The 18120-nt window shown below is 65.0% G+C and carries 14 protein-coding genes and 1 tRNA gene; 13 read left to right on the forward strand and 2 right to left on the reverse strand.

Going from position 1 to position 18120, the window contains the following annotated elements:
* Positions 1–16: 16 nt before the first annotated feature.
* The 9 genes from ACVWY3_RS07670 (at position 17) to ACVWY3_RS07710 (ending at position 13858) form a co-directional block, all read left to right on the forward strand.
* Positions 17–3508, forward strand: coding sequence for an indolepyruvate ferredoxin oxidoreductase family protein (locus ACVWY3_RS07670; RefSeq protein WP_456837907.1), 3492 nt, complete (start codon positions 17–19; stop codon positions 3506–3508).
* A 1059-nt stretch (positions 3509–4567) separates the two neighbouring features.
* A complete protein-coding gene (locus tag ACVWY3_RS07675; protein ID WP_456837908.1) occupies positions 4568–5725 on the forward strand; it encodes a thiolase domain-containing protein in 1158 nt (385 codons plus the stop codon).
* Positions 5725–6114: a Zn-ribbon domain-containing OB-fold protein gene (locus ACVWY3_RS07680; protein WP_456837909.1), complete on the forward strand. Its 390-nt coding sequence runs from the start codon at positions 5725–5727 to the stop codon at positions 6112–6114. Before ACVWY3_RS07675 ends, ACVWY3_RS07680 begins: the two co-directional genes overlap by 1 nt.
* A 195-nt stretch (positions 6115–6309) precedes the next feature.
* Positions 6310–7170, forward strand: a complete 861-nt coding sequence (locus tag ACVWY3_RS07685) for a MaoC/PaaZ C-terminal domain-containing protein (RefSeq protein ID WP_456837910.1) — start codon at positions 6310–6312, stop codon at positions 7168–7170.
* 123 nt (positions 7171–7293) lie between these two features.
* Positions 7294–8175: an SDR family oxidoreductase gene (locus ACVWY3_RS07690; RefSeq protein ID WP_456837911.1), complete on the forward strand. Its 882-nt coding sequence runs from the start codon at positions 7294–7296 to the stop codon at positions 8173–8175.
* A 105-nt stretch (positions 8176–8280) separates the two neighbouring features.
* Positions 8281–9234 carry a dihydrodipicolinate synthase family protein gene (locus ACVWY3_RS07695; protein WP_456837912.1) on the forward strand — a complete coding sequence of 318 codons (954 nt, stop codon included), beginning with the start codon at positions 8281–8283 and terminating at the stop codon, positions 9232–9234.
* Positions 9235–9238: 4 nt separating this feature from the next.
* The gene (locus ACVWY3_RS07700) at positions 9239–10054 is read left to right on the forward strand and encodes an NUDIX hydrolase (RefSeq protein WP_456837913.1); all 816 of its coding nucleotides are present in this window, start codon (positions 9239–9241) and stop codon (positions 10052–10054) included.
* A 79-nt stretch (positions 10055–10133) separates the two neighbouring features.
* On the forward strand, positions 10134–11045 hold the full coding sequence (locus ACVWY3_RS07705) for a DMT family transporter (RefSeq protein ID WP_456837914.1): 912 nt from the start codon (positions 10134–10136) through the stop codon (positions 11043–11045).
* Positions 11046–11170: 125 nt separating this feature from the next.
* Complete coding sequence (locus ACVWY3_RS07710; protein ID WP_456837915.1) at positions 11171–13858, forward strand: PAS domain S-box protein; 2688 nt, start codon at positions 11171–11173, stop codon at positions 13856–13858.
* On the opposite strand, the gene ACVWY3_RS07715 is transcribed toward ACVWY3_RS07710, so the two are convergent.
* Entirely contained in the window at positions 13859–14209 is a 351-nt protein-coding gene (locus tag ACVWY3_RS07715; RefSeq protein WP_456837916.1) for a GrlR family regulatory protein, read from the reverse strand.
* A 259-nt stretch (positions 14210–14468) separates the two neighbouring features.
* Here ACVWY3_RS07715 and ACVWY3_RS07720 point away from each other — a divergent pair, with 259 nt between their 5' ends.
* Positions 14469–14969, forward strand: a complete 501-nt coding sequence (locus ACVWY3_RS07720; RefSeq protein WP_456837917.1) for a hypothetical protein — start codon at positions 14469–14471, stop codon at positions 14967–14969.
* Positions 14970–15018: 49 nt separating this feature from the next.
* On the opposite strand, the gene ACVWY3_RS07725 is transcribed toward ACVWY3_RS07720, so the two are convergent.
* Positions 15019–15405: a VOC family protein gene (locus tag ACVWY3_RS07725; RefSeq protein WP_456837918.1), complete on the reverse strand. Its 387-nt coding sequence runs from the start codon at positions 15403–15405 to the stop codon at positions 15019–15021.
* Between the two features lie 178 nt (positions 15406–15583).
* On the opposite strand from ACVWY3_RS07725, the gene ACVWY3_RS07730 reads away from it, so the two are divergent.
* The 3 genes from ACVWY3_RS07730 (at position 15584) to ACVWY3_RS07740 (ending at position 17045) form a co-directional block, all read left to right on the forward strand.
* Entirely contained in the window at positions 15584–16156 is a 573-nt protein-coding gene (locus tag ACVWY3_RS07730) for a hypothetical protein (RefSeq protein ID WP_456837919.1), read from the forward strand.
* Between the two features lie 161 nt (positions 16157–16317).
* Positions 16318–16815: a hypothetical protein gene (locus tag ACVWY3_RS07735; protein ID WP_456837920.1), complete on the forward strand. Its 498-nt coding sequence runs from the start codon at positions 16318–16320 to the stop codon at positions 16813–16815.
* Between the two features lie 153 nt (positions 16816–16968).
* A tRNA-Arg gene (locus tag ACVWY3_RS07740) sits at positions 16969–17045 on the forward strand.
* Positions 17046–18120 lie beyond the last annotated feature (1075 nt).

The following is an 18120-nucleotide window of genomic DNA, read 5'->3' on the forward strand; positions in this document are numbered from 1 at the left end:
GCAAAACGAGGACAGCATGGGCATCAACCAGGGTCCGATCAGTCTCGACCAAAAATACACCCAGCAGACCGGACATGTCTTCACCACGGGCATCCAGGCTCTGGTCCGCCTTCCCATGGCCCAGATCCGGCGCGACCGCGCCAACGGCCTCAACACCGCGGGCTTCATCTCCGGCTATCGCGGCTCGCCGCTCGGCGGCTACGACCAGCAGCTCTTCGCCGCCCGCAAGCATCTCGAACAGTACAACATCAAGTTCCAGCCCGGCGTGAACGAGGACCTGGCGGCCACGGCCGTCTGGGGCTCGCAGCAGCTCAACCTCTCGCCCGGCGCCAAATATGACGGCGTGGTCGGCATCTGGTACGGCAAGGGCCCCGGCGTCGACCGCTGCGGCGACGTGTTCCGCCACGGCAATGCCGCGGGCTCCGCCAAGAACGGCGGTGTGCTGTGCCTGGCCGGCGACGACCACGGCGCAAAGTCCTCCACCGTCCCGCATCAGTCCGACCATGCCTTCATCTCGGCGCTGATGCCGTATCTTTATCCGTCCAGCATCCACGAGATGATCGAGATGGGCCTGCTCGGCATCGCGATGTCGCGCTATTCCGGCTGCTGGGTCGGCATGAAGGTGATCACCGAGACGGTAGAGACCACCGCCGAGATCGACCTCACCGACGAGATGAAGCCCTTCATCATCCCGACCGATTTCGAGCTGCCGCCCAGCGGCCTCAACCTGCGCTGGCCCGACGACCGCTTCGAGCAGGACCGTCGCCTGCAGGACTACAAGGGCTTTGCCGCGATCGCCTTTGCCCGCGCCAACAAGGTCAACCGCATCACCATGGACTCGCCGAACGCCCGCTTCGGCATCATGGCCTCGGGCAAGAGCTATGAGGACGTGCGCCAGGCGCTGCGCGAGCTCGGCATCACCGAGGAGATCGCCGCGAAAATCGGCCTTCGCCTCTACAAGATCGGCATGCCCTGGCCGCTGGAGCCGGAGGGCGTGCGCAGCTTCGCCGTCGGTCTCGAAGAGATCTTTATCGTCGAGGAACGTCGCGAGATCGTCGAGAACCAGGTCAAGCAGGAGCTGTTCAACTGGCGCGACGACGTTCGCCCGCGCATCGTCGGCAAGATGGATGAGCACGACAAGCGCTTTTTGACCTTCGCCGCCGAGCTCAGCGTCGCCTCGCTTGCGACCTCGCTCACCGAACGCCTGCTTCGACTTAATCTCAACCCCGAGATCGCGGAGATGCTCCGCGCCAAGGCCGACTGGTTCAACGGCCGCCAGGCCACGCAGATGCAGGCGGTCGCGCCTGTCTCCCGCACTCCGTATTTCTGCTCCGGCTGTCCCCACAACACCTCCACAAAAGTCCCCGAAGGCAGCCGCGCCATGGCCGGCATCGGATGTCACTTCATGGCGCTGTGGATGGATCGCTCGACCGAGACCTTCACGCATATGGGCGGCGAGGGCGTGCCGTGGGTCGGCATCGCGCCCTTCACCAACGAGAACCATATCTTCGCCAATCTCGGCGACGGCACCTATTTCCACTCCGGCATTCTCGCCATCCGCCAGGCGGTGGCCTCCAAGGCCAACATCACCTACAAGATCCTCTACAATGACGCCGTCGCCATGACCGGCGGCCAGCGCCACGACGGCGATCTCTCGCCGCAGCAGATCACTCATCAGCTCCACGCCGAAGGCATCCGCGAGATCTACCTGGTCTCGGAGGCGCCCGATGCCTATCCCGCCGACACCATCGCGCCCGGCGTGAAGAAATATCACCGCGACGAGCTCGAGAACGTCATGAAGATGTGCCGCGAGTTCAAGGGCACTTCGGCGATCGTCTTCGTGCAGACCTGCGCCGCCGAGAAGCGCCGCCGCCGCAAGCGCGGCCTGATGGAGGATCCGGCGCGGCGTGTCATGATCAATCCGGCCGTCTGCGAAGGCTGCGGCGATTGCTCGGTGCAGTCGAACTGCATCTCGGTCGAGCCGCTGGAGACCGAGTTCGGCCGCAAGCGCGCCATCAACCAGTCGTCCTGCAACAAGGACTATTCATGCCTGAAGGGCTTCTGCCCATCCTTCGTCACCATCGACGGCGGCGCGCCGCGCCACCGCGCGCCGGCCGAGCTCGCCGACATCGGCGAGCTGCCCGAGCCCGCCTCGCGCCCGACACTCGACAAGCCCTACAACATCGCGGTCGGCGGTGTCGGCGGCACCGGCGTGCTCACGATCGGTGCGCTGCTCGGCATGGCGGCGCACATCGAAGGCAAGGCCTCGATGATCCTCGACATGTCGGGCCTGGCGCAAAAGGGCGGGGCGGTGCTCAGCCATGTCCGCCTCTCGGACCACCCGGCCGAGGTGACGTGCTCACGCATCGTCACCGGCACGGCCGATCTCGTGCTTGCCGCCGACGAGGTGGTCGCGGTCGCCAAGGACACCATCTCGCTGTGTGATACCAGCCGCACCCGCGGCATCATCAACAGCCACCTCATTCCCACCGCCGACTTCATCCTCAACCGCGACTTCAACTTCCAGACCCGCAAGTTGAACGGGCTGTTGGAGACGGCGCTGCACAAGGATTCCGTGTTCTTCGACTTCACCAAGCCCGCCGAGCAGCTGCTCGGCGATGCCATCGCCACCAACATGATGATGATGGGCTACGCCTATCAGAAGGGCCTGCTGCCGCTCTCGGCCGAGGCGATCGAGCAGGCTATAGAGGTCAACGGCGTCTCGATCAAGATGAACAAGGAAGCCTTCCGCCTCGGCCGCCTCGCGGTCGCCGATCCCGCGCGCCTTACGGAGATGCTGAAGGGCAGCGATGAGGTGGTCGCGCCGAAGACGCTCGATGCCATGACGCTCGACGAGGTCATCGAGCACCGCGCCAAGCATCTGACCGCCTACCAGAACAACCGTCTCGCCAAGCGCTATCGCAAGCTGGTCGATCAGGTCCGCGATGCCGCCAAGCAGGGCGGCTATGGCGAAGCGCTGCCGCGCGCCGTCGCGGTGAATTACGCCAAGCTCCTGGCCTACAAGGACGAATACGAAGTCGCGCGCCTGTTCACCGACGGCGCCTTCGAGCAGCAGCTGCGCGACCAGTTCGAAGGCGACTTCAAGTTCAGCTTCAATCTCGCCCCGCCGATCCTCAGCCGCGGCGTCGATGCGCTCGGTCGTCCGAAGAAGCGCGCCTTCGGCCCGTGGATGCTGAAGGCGTTCCGCGTGCTGGCAAAATTCAAGTTCCTGCGCGGCACCCCGTTCGACATCTTCGGCCGCAGTGCCGACCGCAAGCTCGAACGCGACCTGATCGCCGGCTACGAGAAGGATGTCGCCACCGTGCTCGGCCTCTTGTCGCCCGTCACGATCGACACAGCGGTCGAGCTCCTGTCACTGCCCGACCGCATCCGCGGCTACGGCCCGGTGAAGGAGAAGGCGGTGCAGGACGCCAAGAGCCGCTACGCCCAGCTCGCCGCGGATCTCGCCAACCCGCCGCCCGCGCCTCGGCAGATCGCGGCGGAGTAGGGCGCTCTCGTAGGGTGGGTAAAGGCGCAAAGGCCGTGCCCACCATCTCGCCGGATGGCACAAAAGACGTGGGCACGCTACGCTTTGCCCACACCATGCCTTGTGCTACCCGTTGCGCAAAACACCCGCACATGGGTCAACCCACATCTCCAAAAACATTCCCCTTTACCGAAATTCGGAATTGTCGTATCTCTCCGCCACCTCATCCCTCTCAGAGGGGCGTATCGCGATCGTCACAAAACGCGGGGTGAGCGGCGGTGGACGCGGGCTGCGTCGCGCGAGTCTCTCGCGCGCACGACGGGCGCGGTCTCGCGTACGGCAAAATCGTGTGGTCCTGACGCCCGGGGTCTGTGCGCCAAGTCTTGTGGTGATGTGGCGGCCCGACCGGGTTCGCGCATCAGCTATCTGCAAGGCGACGGGGGCAATAGTGCAACGCTCCCCGGGGAGAGCACGACATAAGCCGTCAACCCATTGCGCAGGGAAGGCCGGATGTCTGGCTCCACCTGTATGCCGCTGTGCAGCTCTTCGTAGCGCAATCTTCGCACAGTGGACCGTGGGTGCCCGGCCGGCACCCGGTCTTCTCCCCGGTCTTCCCCTGCGCCCTCTTCTCAATTGAGGGTGGCGTGACGAGGCAAAGCTCGGGCGAGATGTGCCGCGAGGATGCGGAGGCGTGCCTGGCCGTCATCGCGAGCGCAGCGAAGCAATGCAGAAATGCATCCGCGGAAAAATTCCTGGATTGCCTCGCTGCGCTCGCAACGACGATGTCGAGACAGCCAGCCCTGCATAACCGTCATCCTGAGGTGCGAGCCTCTTCGGCGAGCCTCGAAGGACGACGGCCCGGCTGTTGCGGCGCGGGCGTCGAGATAGCTCAGCCGTGCATCCTTCGAGGCTCCCGGCGCAATGCCTTGCATCGCGCCGCTCGCGCCTCAGGATGACGGGGCCAGAGAGTTGCGCCAACCCGCTGCCCTCTCGCGGGGCGGAATATTTCCGCGCTTGCCAATCCGCCTACTGCGGTTCAGAAAAACAGGGCAAGAAGAAACGCAAGCGGAGACCTCTGTTTTGACCATCAAGGGCAAGGCCTACATTGCCGGGATCTACGAACACCCGACGCGGCATGCGCCGGACAAATCCACCGCCCAGCTCCATGCCGAGGTCGCCAAGGGTGCGATCGAGGATGCCGGGATCAGCAAGGACGATGTCGACGGCTATTTCTGCGCGGGCGATGCGCCCGGCGGCGCCTGGCCGATGGTCGACTATCTCGGCCTCAATATCAAAAAGCTCCGCCATGTCGATTCCACCGAGACCGGCGGCTGCTCCTACATCATCCATCTCGGCCATGCCGCCGAAGCGATCGCAGCGGGCAAGTGCTCGATCGCGCTGATCACGCTCGCGGGCAAGCCGCGCACCGGCGTGATGCCGCCGCGCGCGGCCGGCGCCGAGGTCGATTTCGAAACCGCGTATGGCGCGACCACGCACAATGCCTATGGCATGTGTGCCATGCGCCATATGCACGACTACGGCACCACCTCCGAGCAGCTCGCCTGGATCAAGGTCGCAGCTTCGCATCATGCGCAATACAATCCGCATGCGATGCTCAAGGACGTCGTCACCGTCGAGGACGTCCTGAACTCGCCGATGATCTCAGATCCCCTGCATCGCATGGATTGCTGCGTCGTCTCCGACGGCGGCGGCGCGCTGATCGTGACGACGCCGGAGATCGCCAAGAGCCTGAAGAAGCCGCTTGTGCGCCTGATCGGCCATAGCGAGGCGATGAAGGGGCCGCGCGGCGGCAAGGATCTCGATCTCACTTACTCCGCCGGCGTCTGGTCCGGCCCGCGCGCGTTCGAGGAAGCCGGCATCACGCCGAAGGACATCAAATACGCCTCGATCTATGACAGCTTCACCATCACGGTGCTGATGCAGCTCGAGGACCTCGGCTTCTGCAAGAAGGGCGAAGGCGGCAAGTTCGTCGCCGACGGCAATCTGATCTCGGGCGTCGGCAAGCTTCCGTTCAACACCGATGGCGGTGGCCTCTGCAGCAACCATCCGGTCAACCGCGGCGGCATGACCAAGATTATCGAGGCTGTCAGGCAGCTGCGCGGCGAGGCGCATCCGAAGGTGCAGGTCAAGAATTGCGATCTCGCCATCGCCCACGGCACCGGCGGTCTCCTGGGTGTTCGCCACGCCGCCTCGACGGCTATTCTGGAGCGCGTGTGATGAGTGAAGTGAAGAAATATCCGGCCCCGGTCACGAATCCGGAGACCGCCGCGTTCTGGGATGCGGCCAAGCAAGGCAAGTTCATGATCAAGCGCTGCACCGCCTGCGGTGAAGCGCATTACTTCCCGCGCTCGATCTGCCCGTTCTGCTACTCCGACAGGACAGTGTGGGAGGAGGCGTCGGGCGAGGGCACGATCTACACCTACAGCCTGATGCGGAAGTCGCCGACGGGTCCCTACGCCATCGGCTACGTCACGCTGAAGGAAGGACCGTCGGTGCAGACCAATTTCGTCGACTGCGATCTGGAGAAGCTGAAGATCGGCCTGAAGGTGAAGGTGGTGTTCAAGCCGACCGACGGCGCGCCACTGCCGTTCTTCACGGTGGCCTGATTTCTTCCTTCTCCCCCTTGTGGGAGAAGGTGGCGCGAAGCGCCGGATGAGGGGTATCCCTCCGCAGAGACAACTTTCGATGCGGAAGCAACCCCTCACCCAAACGCGTATGTGGCCGGCACATCGTAGCACTCTCCCACAAGGGGAGAGGGCACGTAAATGAGCGCCGGTGAAATTCCGGGAGGCAACCAGAGAATGTCCGCCAGATACGACGAGCTCAAAGGCCTGAAAAACCTCGGCCAGCAATACGCCTACACCGATCGCGAGGTGATGCTCTACGCCTACGGCATCGGCCTCGGCTCAGACCCGATGGACGAGAACGAGCTCGCCTTCGTCAACGAGGGCACGTTCACGCCGCGGCCGCTGAAGGTGGTGCCGACGTTTGCGTCCGTCGCAGCCTGGGGCTCGGGGCCGGGCGAGATGAACCTCAACCGCGTCATGGTGGTGGACGGCGAGCGCGACATCACCTTCCATCAGCCGCTGCCGGTGGCTGCCAACATCACCGCAGACTCCTCGGTGCTCGAGGTCTACGACAAAGGCAAGGACAAGGGCGTCGTCATCAGCCACCAGACCGTGCTCAAGAACGAGAAGGGCGAGAAGCTCGCAACGCTGGTCGCCTCGCGCTTTGCCCGCGGCGACGGCGGCTTCGGCGGGCCGAACCTGACCCAGCCCGATCCGCACAAGATCCCCTCGCGCAGCCCCGACAGAACCATCGATATCCCAACGCGTCCGGACCAGGCGCTGGTCTATCGCCTCTGCGGCGACCGCAACCCGCTGCACTCGGATCCCGAGTTCGCCAGGAAAGCCGGCTTCCCGCGTCCGATCCTGCACGGCATGTGCACCTACGGCATCACCTGCCGCGGCGTGCTCCAGACCTATGCCGACTACGACGCCAGCGCGTTCCGCCAGCACGTCGCGCGGTTCTCTTCCCCGGTCTATCCCGGTGAGACCGTGACCATGGACCTCTGGAAGGACGGCAACGTGATCTCGTTCGAAGCCAAGGTGAAGTCGCGCGGCGTCACCGTGATCAAGAACGGCAAGACGGTGCTTGGTTAGCACCCTCCGTCATTCCGGGGCAGCCCGCAGGGCTGAACCCGGAATCCAGATGTTGTGGCACGAAATTCCGGGTTCGCGCTTCGCGCGCCCCGGAATGACGATAACGAACAGGGAGAAGCCACCATGGGACTACTCGACGGCAAGGTTGCGCTGATCACCGGCGCGGGCGGGGGGCTGGGTGAGGCCTACGCAAAACTGTTCGCGCGGGAAGGGGCCTCGGTCGTCGTCAACGATCTCGGCGGGCCTCGCGACGGCTCCGGCGCCGACACCTCGATGGCCCAGAAGGTGGTGGACGCGATCAAGGCCGAGGGCGGCAAGGCCGTCGCCAACGGCGCCGACATCTCCACGATGGAAGGCGGCCAGTCGGTGTTCGACGACGCCATCAAGCACTTCGGCCGCGCCGACATCCTCGTCAACAATGCCGGCATTTTGCGCGACCAGACCTTTCATAAGGCCAGCGAGGCCGACTGGGACAAGGTCATCAAGGTGCATCTGAAGGGCACCTTTTGTTGCACCATGCCGGTGTTTCGCTGGATGCGGGAAAACGGCGGCGGTGTCATCGTCAACACCTCCTCGACCTCAGGCCTGATCGGCAATTTCGGCCAGACCAATTACGGCGCGGCCAAGGGCGGCATCTGGGGGCTGTCCAACGTGCTGGCGATCGAGGGCCGCAAGTACAACATCCGGATCTGGACGCTCGCCCCGGGCGCCCTGACCCGCATGACCGCAGACCTGCCCCGCTATAAGGAGAACCCCGGTGCGGCGCTGGGGCCGGACGGCATCGCGCCGGCCGTGCTATACATGGTCAGCGATTTGTCGGGCGACCAGACCGGCAAGGTGCTGGGCGTGTCCGGGCCCTGCGGCGTGCGCGAAATGCGGATGATGGAGATGGAAGGCTGGAAGCCGCCGCATTCGGGCTGGAACGCCCAGGACATCGTCGATCATGCCAAGGAGATCTTCTTCTCCGAGGAGGATGTGAAGCGTTGGTCGGCGAGGCGGTTTTAGCTGTTGTTGTCGTTCCGGGGCGGCTCGAAGAGCCGAACCCGGAACCTCGAGATTCCGGGTTCGCGCCTGCGCGCGCCCCGGAATGACGGAGAAAGAGAGAGCTTGATGAAACTCACCGCCGACGCCAAGGGCACCTTCGCAATCGCGCCGACGCCGTTCCACGATGACGGCCGGATCGACGAGCGCTCGATCGACCGCCTGACCGATTTCTACGAGGAGGTCGGCTGCGATGGCGTCACGGTGCTCGGCATCCTCGGTGAGGCGCCGAAGCTGGATGCCACTGAAGCCGAGCAGGTGGCGGTGCGCTACGTCAAGCGCGCCAAGAAGATGCAGGTGATCGTCGGCGTCTCCGCGCCTGGCTTTGCTACCATGCGCTCGCTGGCGAAGGCCTCGATGGGCGCAGGCGCCGCCGGCGTGATGATCGCGCCGCCACCCTCGCTTCGCACCGACGACCAAATTGTCGGCTATTTCAAGCAGGCGGCCGAGGCGATCGGCCCCGACATTCCCTGGGTGCTGCAGGACTATCCGCTGACGCTGTCGGTGGTGTTCACGCCGGCCGTGATCCGCAAGATCGTCATGGACAATCCGAACTGCGTGATGCTCAAGCACGAGGATTGGCCGGGCCTGGAGAAGATCTCGACCCTGCGCGGCTTCCAGAAGGACGGCTCGCTCCGCCCGCTCTCGATCCTCTGCGGCAATGGCGGCACGTTCCTGGACTTCGAGATGGAGCGCGGTGCCGACGGCGCGATGACTGGCTACGCCTTCCCCGAGCTTTTGATCGACGTCGTCAACCTCTCCAAGGCCGGCAAGCGCGATGCCGCGCATGACATCTTCGACGCCCATCTGCCGCTGATCCGCTACGAACAGCAGCCCGGCGTCGGCCTCACCGTACGCAAATACGTGCTCCAGAAGCGCGGCATCATCGCCTCCAGCGCGCAGCGCAAGCCGGGCGCGACGATGACGGCGACGGCGAAAGCCGAGGTCGATTACCTCTTGTCGCGCGTCGCCCGTTTCGACAAGCGCGCCAATCTCGGCCCGCAATCCAGCGCCGCAGGTTAATCGAATGCCCGAGACATCAGCGTCACGCCCAGCCTCGACGATCCTTTTGCTCCGCGATGGCGCAAAGGCCGACGGCAAGGGCCCCGGCGAAATCGAGGTCTTCATGATGGTCCGCCATCATCAGATCGAGTTCAACTCGGGCGCGCTGGTGTTTCCCGGGGGCAGCGTCGATGCCGGCGATCAGGAGATCGTCGCCCGCGCCGACCTCTATTCAGGCGGCGAGGGCTTGAGCGAGGCGGACCGCGGTTTCCGGATCGCCGCTATCCGCGAGACTTTCGAGGAGAGCGGGATCCTGTTGGCGCGGTCGAAGGACACGGGCGCCGCGGTCGATGCCAAACGCGCCGGCGAGATCGCGGACAAGCATCGCGTTGCGCTGAACGAGCACAAGATCAGCTTCCTCAGCATTCTCGCCGACAACGGCCTCCAGCTCGCGCTCGACACGCTCGTGCCTTACGCGCACTGGATCACGCCGGAGGGCATGCCGAAGCGGTTCGATACCTGGTTTTTCCTCGCCGCCGCGCCGCCCGACCAGCTCGGCGCCCACGACGGCCGCGAGTCCACCGATTCGATCTGGGTGTCGCCGCGCGAGGCGGTCGAGGGCGGCGAGACCGGCCGTTTCAAGCTCCCGTTCCCGACCACGCGCAATCTGATCCGGCTTGCCAAGCAGCCAAACGTGAGCGCCGCGATGGCGCACGCCCGCGGCCTGTCCATCGTCACGGTGATGCCTGTGATGACCAAGACCGAAACCGGCCGCCAGCTCCGAATTCCCCGTGAGGCCGGCTATGATGGCGAGGTCTTCGAGGTTGGCGCGGTCGGCTAATACACTTCGACACGCAGCGAAGTATCGGCGAGCGCGGACGCGCTAGGTTCCGTCCATTGCGGAATGGACGGGACGCACAATGAACATCAGGCAAGATACCAACATCGCCGTCGAGCTGGCACTGCTGGTCATGCTGGCAACGCTCTGGGGCGGCTCCTACACCTTCATTAAGCTCGGTGTTGCCACCATCCCGCCGATCACGCTGATTGCGGCGCGCACCGCGATCGCGGGCCTGCTGCTGCTCCTCGTGATGTGGGGGCGGGGCATCCGCATGCCGATCGATGCCGCGACCTGGCAGCGCTTCGCGTTCCAGGCCGTGCTCAACAGCGTCATTCCCTGGACGCTGATCGCCTGGGGCGAGCGCCATGTCGATGCCGCGCTCGCCACCATCCTCAACTCGGCGGGGCCAATCTTCACCTTCCTGCTCACCGCAATCGTCACCCGTCATGAGGCGACGACCCCGCGAAAGCTGTTCGGCGTTATTGCGGGGATGGCCGGCATCCTGCTGATCGTCGGCGTCGATGCCGTCCATGACATCGGGAGCGGGATCATTGCAGAGGCGGCGATCGTCGCCGCCACGATCTGCTATGCCTGTGCCGCGATCTTCGGCCGCAGCTTCAAGGGCCTCGATCCCATGGCCCCTGCCGCGGGCTCGCTGCTGGCGGGCGCGGCTGTGCTGATCCCGGCCTCGCTGCTCGTCGAGCAGCCTTGGACGGTAACGCCCTCGCTGAGCTCCGTGCTGGCGCTGCTTGCGCTCGCCGTGTTCTCGACCGCGGCGGCGTTCGCGATCTACTTCCGCCTGATCCAGACCCTGGGCTCGGTCGGAACCACCGCGCAGGCTTATCTGCGTGTCCCCATCGGGGTCACCCTCAGCGTCGCCTTCCTTGGCGAGACCTTGAGTCGGACCGCCTGGATCGGCCTCGCCTGCGTCGTCCTCGGCGTGGCCGCCATGACGATCCCGGCCCGCCGGCCGGCCAGCGCCAAGGCCTGATCAACGCGAGGCGGAGCAGGGCGGCAGGCGAAATATTAAGGATATCCGGCGGCCCCAGGCATGTTCCCCCGCGCCTGCAATACGTCGTATATTGGGCTACCAGTAGCCCGGTCCTCAAAACACCAATGTCCGCCGAATTGACGCCGACCCCCGAGAAAAAGCGTACATTCTCGCTCTCCATCGGCCAGCTCACCTTCGGCAGCTTCCTCCTGGTGCTGGCGGTGATCATCGTCACCTCGACGGCCAGCGTGATCGCGATCCGGCACATCGACACGACTTTCGCCGAGCTGCAGCGGCTCCAGAGCGTCGGCGACCTCGCCGAGGACATCGACCGCCGCATGAACGAGCTGCGGCTCGCCGCGCGCGACTTCGTCACCGATCCCGGTGCCGGCATCCAGTTCAAGCAGGTCGGCGAGGCGGCCTCGACCCTCAGCGACATCCTGAAGAAGACCCGCATCGAGCTCGCGCCCGAGCAGCAGGACATGATCGACGGCGTCACCGAACGCCTGGCGACCTATCGCAGCGGCCTCGAGCGCATCTCGACCCTGATCGACCGCCGCGCGCAGCTGCTCGCCGGATTGCCGCCGCTGCGCGACCGGTTCGACGCCGCGGTCTCCGCCACCGCGGACCGCGAGCTGGCGTCCCGCCTGTCCGAGGCGCAGAGCCGGATCGCGCTCGGTCTGCTCGCACGCAATCCGTCCGCGGCCGAGCAGGCGGCGCAGGGCATGCGGACGATGGACATCGCCGATAGCGGGTTGAAGGCGGCCGTCAATGACTACGCCGACGCCATCATCGCGGTCGCGGTCCGGGAGCGGCAGATCGTCGACATCGACCGCGAGGTGCTGGGTACCGAGGGCCGGCTGATCGGCCGCGTCACCGAACTGCTGCGCGATGTCAGCGACCGCCGCGGCCACGTGCTGTCACGCGACTTCGCCCGGACGCTTGCCGAGGCGCGGTGGCAGAGCATCGTGCTCGGCAGCGTCGGCGTGCTGATCGGCATGGTCGCTGCCGCCTTCGTGGTGCGGCGGACCGTGCGGCCGCTGGCCAAGATCGCGCGATCCATTCGCGCGCTCGCGGCAGGCGAGAAGAACACCTCTATTCCGTCTGCCGACCTCGACAACGAGATCGGCGACATCGCGCGCGCAGCCGAAGTGTTCCGCCGCGCGCTGGAGGAGGCCGACACCGCACGCGAGGCGGCGGTGCGCGCGCTCACTGAGCAGCGCCTTGCGGAGGAGAGCTACCGAAAGCTGTTCGAGGGCTCCGTCGACGGCATCTACGTGACGACGCCGGGCGGAGACCTCCTCAATGCCAATCCGGCGCTGGCGCGGATGATGGGCTATGACAGCCCGCAGCACCTCATCGACAGCATCAGCGATATCGCCCATACCATCTACGTCCATCCCGAGGCGCGCGACGAGTATCAGCGGCTGATGGCGCGTGACGGCATGGTGCGCGAGTTCGAGTACCAGGTGCGCCAGCGCAGCGGCGACATCCTGTGGCTCTCCGACAGCGCCACCGGCGTGCGGGACGAAGCCGGCAACATCGTCCGCTACGAGGGCACGCTGCGCGACATCACCGACCAGAAGCGGGCGGAAGACGCCATCGCCGAAGGCCGGCGCCTGCTCCAGCAGGTCATCGACACCGTGCCGGCGGTCATCAATGTCAAGGACCGCGACCTGCGCTACGTGCTGATGAACCGCTACATGGCCGGCATCTTCGGCATCGAGCCCGGCGATGCGCTAGGCCGCACCACCGCGGACCTGATGTCGCGCTACGGCGCGGCCAAGACCGACGAGAACGACAAGCGCGTGCTCAGGCTGCGCAAGGGTCTGGGTTTCTACGAGGAGGAGTACAAGGACGCCTCCGGCAACATGCGGCAATGGCTCGTCAACAAGCTGCCGCTGCTTGACGCCGAGGGCGAGATCGAGCGGATCGTCACCGTGGCGCTCGACATCGGCGAGCGCAAGCGCGGCGAGCAGGAGATGCGCAAGGCCAAGGAAGCCGCCGAGACCGCGCTGCGCAATCTGCGCGAGACCCAGGCGTCGCTGATCGAGGCGGAGAAGCTCGCGGCGCTCGGACGACTCGTCGCCGGCGTCGCGCATGAGGTCAACAACCCCGTCGGCATCAGCCTCACGGTCGCCTCCGCGCTGGAGCGCAAGACTGCGACGTTTACCTCCGAGGTCGAGCGCGGCGAGCTTCGCCGCTCCACGCTCAACGACTTCCTCAACACCAGCCGCGATGCGTCCTCGCAGCTCGTCTCCAACCTCAATCGCGCCGCCGAGCTGATCCAGTCGTTCAAGCAGGTCGCGGCCGACCGCAACTATTCTGACCAGCGCACGTTCGATCTCGGCGACCTCACCGAGCAGGTGGTGATGAGTCTGCGGCCGGGCCTGCGCAAGCACAATCTGACGCTCAACGTCGAGTGCCAGCCCGATCTCACCATGAACAGCTATCCCGGTCCCTACGGCCAGGTGCTGACCAACCTGTTTCTCAATTCGGTGGCACACGCCTTCCCGGACGGCCGGCCGGGGACGATCGACATCCAGGTGCGCGAGTCCGGCAAGGACAATGTCGAGGTCATCTTCTCGGACAACGGCTGCGGCATGTCGCTCGACGTCCGCCGCCGCGCGTTCGATCCGTTTTTCACGACGCGGCGTGACCAGGGAGGCACCGGTCTCGGGCTGCACATCGTCTACAGCATCGTGACCAACCGCCTCGGCGGGCGCCTCGACCTTGATTCCGAGCCGGGCGGCGGCACACGCATCCAGATGATTCTGCCGCGCACCGCGCCACTTGAGCAGGCAGCGGAATAGCTAGTCGGCGTCAGCCAGCCGGTGCAAGGTGGCGCCGAAGATCTGGCTGGCCTTGCCGACGAGAGCCGTGCCGGTCATCTCAGCGCGGGTGTCCGTGAACGTGCCGCTGACGCCGATGCCGACCGGGGCAGGGCCGCCGAACAGGGGATTGTCGTCGCCCCGCGGAGAGGTGTGGCGCTGGACCAGCACCTCGCCCTTGAAGGTGTTGTCCTTCACGGTGTAGCTGCCAGTGTAAAACAGGTACGCGTCGCCGCCCAGAATCCTGCCGTCGCGAAAAAGAATCACCCCGCTGCCCTTGCTGACTCGACCATCGAGCAGACACACGTGAATCGAATAGAGGCCGTTCTTCATAAAGCCCCGCAAGCCGGCCGCCATCGCCCAATGGCGCAACCGGTAGAGCTTTTATGCCAAAGCACAATCCCGCGCGCAACGCGGCAGTTTGCCAGCCGCCACGCTGTTCCCGTCCTGCAGACCGTAATTGTCCCGGCTTGTCTGTGACACTGATATGACGGTCTCATTATGAGGCGAGGCCAGTCATTGCGAATCAAGTTGGCCCGCGAAATGCATAACCATTGTTGCACTGGCCGCGGGGTGCTGGAGCAAGACAAACGTGAGCAACTGGATCGATTCCGGCGGCGATGAGCCGCGTCTGCACAGTGCGCGTCCCACGATTTGCAAAGACGAACGATGGCGGATTGGCAGCGCGGCACGCTGGCAAAGCGTGACGAAGCTGGCTTGCGCCGCGGCTCTGATTGCGCTCGCAGCCCCTTTCGGGCACGCGCGCGACCGCGGCCAGTTCGTCAACACCAATGCCGATCTGAAGGCCTGGTTCGACGGCCTGCGCAGCGGTAAGGGGCCGTGCTGCTCCGATGCCGACGGCTCGGCGCTCTCGGATACCGATTGGGAGAGCAAGGACGGACACTATCGTGTCCGCATCCCGCGTTCGGGCTCCATGCTCGATCGTCAGCAGCAGCAGGAGATGGTCTGGGTCGACGTGCCCGAGGAGGCCGTGATCTCGGAGCCGAACCGGGTGGGGCGCACCATGGTGTGGCCGATCTACGGCTACATGGGCGTGACCATCCGCTGTTTCATGCCCGGTAGCATGACGTAACCGCACCGAGCGGTTCTCGCCCGGCGGCTGTTGCCTGATGCGGCTTGCGTCAGGCGTATTTCTTGTCGCGCTCGAGCAGCTCGATGGAGATGCCCTCGGGACCGCTGATGAAGCAGATGCGCACGCCGGGGCGGATCGTGGTCGGCTCGCGCGTAAAGGTCACTCCCTTGGCCTTGATCTCGGCCGCAACGGCGTCGATGTCCTTCACCGTCAGACCGAAATGGTCGAGGCCCTGGTGCGGGTGCGGGGGCGGCGGATTGACGGCGTTATCGCCCTCAAGCGGTGCAATGAAGATTTTTGCGCCGCCGAGGTTCACGTCGATCCGTCCGGGCGCGCGTACGATTTCGCCACCGAGGATGTCGCGCAGCCAGGCCGCCGTGGCCTCCGGATCGGGGCTGCGCAGATGGACGTGATCCCAGGTAACGACGACTGGCATTCCTTGTTCTCCCGACAGGGTCTTTCGATGTTGCAGCGCATGTTAACGCGCTCGGGGAGTGATCGCCACCGCCCCTGCCGACTCGCATGAAGCGCGGGAACCTTAGTTCGTCTGCCGGATTAGGGTAAATAGCAGCCAGATCTGTGGTCGGACGCGCTGTGGTCGCTATCGGTTCACCATGAACGCCAGGCTTGATCGTATCGGACTGGGACGCTTCGCCGGGACCGGCGAGCGGGTGGCGCGGAGCGTGACGATCGCGAGTGTCTCATTCGGCCGCAGCCTTTTATGGCTGCTGGCGGCCATCATCGTCGGCTGCGGTGTCTGGATGCTGCTGCCTCTTTCCAAGGGCAACAGCGCCGAGCCGGCGAAGCCTGAGCTCGCATCCGTCGAGCCGGGGTCCTCGGGCGATGCATCAGCGGCGGTCACGCCGGCTTCTGAAGCCCAGGCGTCGGCAATGGCCGACCTCGATCATCTCAGGATTTCATCACAGACTTGGCGCCGCGGTGGCCTCGGCTCGAAGGCGCTGGTGACGTTCACGCTGCGAAATGACAATGACTATGCCGTAAAGGATGTCGAGATCGTTTGCGCATTCGCACGACGCGACGGCAGCCATCTCACCGACCGCATCCGCGTGCTGACCGAGCCGGTCAGCATGAAGAGCCGCAAGACGTTTGCGCGCGTCCCGATCGGCTTCGTCAACGTGAACGCGGATCAGGCGAAATGTTCGCTCCTCGCAGCACGGCGCGCCTGAAAGACAGCGCTCTCCGATAGCGGAAAAGTTACCGTCCGCAGCCCTTGGTCAAAAATCTTGGCGATGCCATTTGAACCAAAGGGCTGAGCTAGGAACCAATTAAAGGATCGCCCGTTGAGGCGGAGAGCCCACGCGGGGATGCGGGGGGCGGAGCGTGGCCAATGCCCATCTTTCGGTACTTCGTTTATGTCGGTGGAGCTTTGCTCGCACTGTTGTTCGCGGTGAGCTACATGGTGCCGGTGGCACCTGTGGCGCAGGCTGTTGCCACCGCGAGCAATGATCAACCCCTGATCCGGATCAGGTCGGATCGCCACCTGCCTGAGCGTGTCGTGCTCGACACCACCCAGCCGACGATTGCGGCGCCCGTGGTGAAGACGGCCGCGGCCGCGCCTCAGCCGCCGGACGCCGCGTCGGCAGCCGCCCTGGCGGAGATGTCGGCCAAGGCGCGGGTGCGCGAGACATTTGCCCAGTTCACCCCTGGTTCGAAGCCCGACGCCGCCAAGAAGTCGCAGGCCCAGGCTCAGCCCAAGCGCAAGGTCGCCAGAGTGCATCCGGCCCCGCCGTATTATGGTGGGCCACAATATGGTGGGCCGCAGTATGGCCGGCCGATGATGGTGGCACAGCAGCCGCATTTCGGCCTCTTCAACACGACCTGGTGACAACCCCGCTGTGACCCGCCTCCGGGGAGGCGGGAAGGGCTTTTTATTGGTCAATCTCTCTGCTAATTCGAAGCCGTCCGAACGCCGCCTGCTGCGCTGGTTCGCCAGCCGCGGTCCCGGCGCTTCTCGGTTGCGGCCCTCCAATGGGCCAGGGCGCTCGTAGCTCAGCTGGATAGAGCATCGGATTTCGATTCCGAGGGTCGGAGGTTCGAATCCTTCCGAGCGCGCCAGCAAAATCAACAGCTTAACGTCATTTTCAATCGGTGGATTTTGCGTTCGGGAAACCGGCGGGATACCTCCACTTGTCGGGCGAGCCACGGCAGCGCGCTTCGGGGAAGGGGGCCCCCGGCGCGATATTTTTTGTTCAAGAACAACGGCGCGCCGTCTACATGCGTCGTGCGAAGGCCGGAGACGGCCAGAGCCGCTCGGGTCTGCCTTAGACTGTCTTGCCCCTTAAGTTGACCCCCAGAACCGAGCCGTGAGACCTTCTGCCTAACGGTCCTAAACGATAGCTCGCGCGCGGATACCCTAAACCGGCGCACTTCGCGAGACCGTTCCAGACCAAGCACCATCGCCCGCCTGCCGGGCGTCATCACTGACACGCCTCCGGAGCAACCAGCTCGCCGGGGAAGGAGGAGTCCTGCGCCATGACTACCGCACTGCCGCCCAACCCGCTCTTATCGTTCTCAGAGCGCCAGGCCCCCAAATGCAGCCTAGCGGCTCTATCGGGCGAAGCTGCCTTAACCGTCGAGGAAGTCTGCACGGCGCTTCGAGTTACCCGGCCTTGGCTTTACTCCAAGGCTGGCCGCTCCGTTGCTGGTGACGGCTTCAAGCTCGGAGGCTTCCGCCGCTACCGCGCCAGCGTCATCGCTTCCGTCCTGGCTGCCTAACGAACTTCCGCGAGAACCCGAATGCAATCATGTTCCAACCAACCGGCCGCGGCTTCGCGACCGCGGCTGTTAGCTCTGTCACCGGCTGAGCGCGCCGAGGCGACCCGTCAGGCAAACGGCATCCTTGGGGTGACGTTCGACTACGTCATCCCCCTTGCGCCGGACGGGGAGGGGTTTCAAGCCTATCGAGCAGACCTTCAGTCCTATTGAAGACGAAAGCGAGACGACGATCCGGGCGATTGCCGACAGACGGCAGGAGTGCGCATCCGATGGGAGCGAACTTAACGAGCTGGAGCGTTCGGCTGAGCGTGCTCTGGACAGGATGCGACGCCAACTCGAGGACCGGCGCAAGCTGCTAGCCGAGCTTTGCCGCCCCATAGTATCGACGCCTGATGCTTTGGAGCGCGCGAGCCGT

Source organism: Bradyrhizobium sp. USDA 4486 (assembly GCF_054057995.1).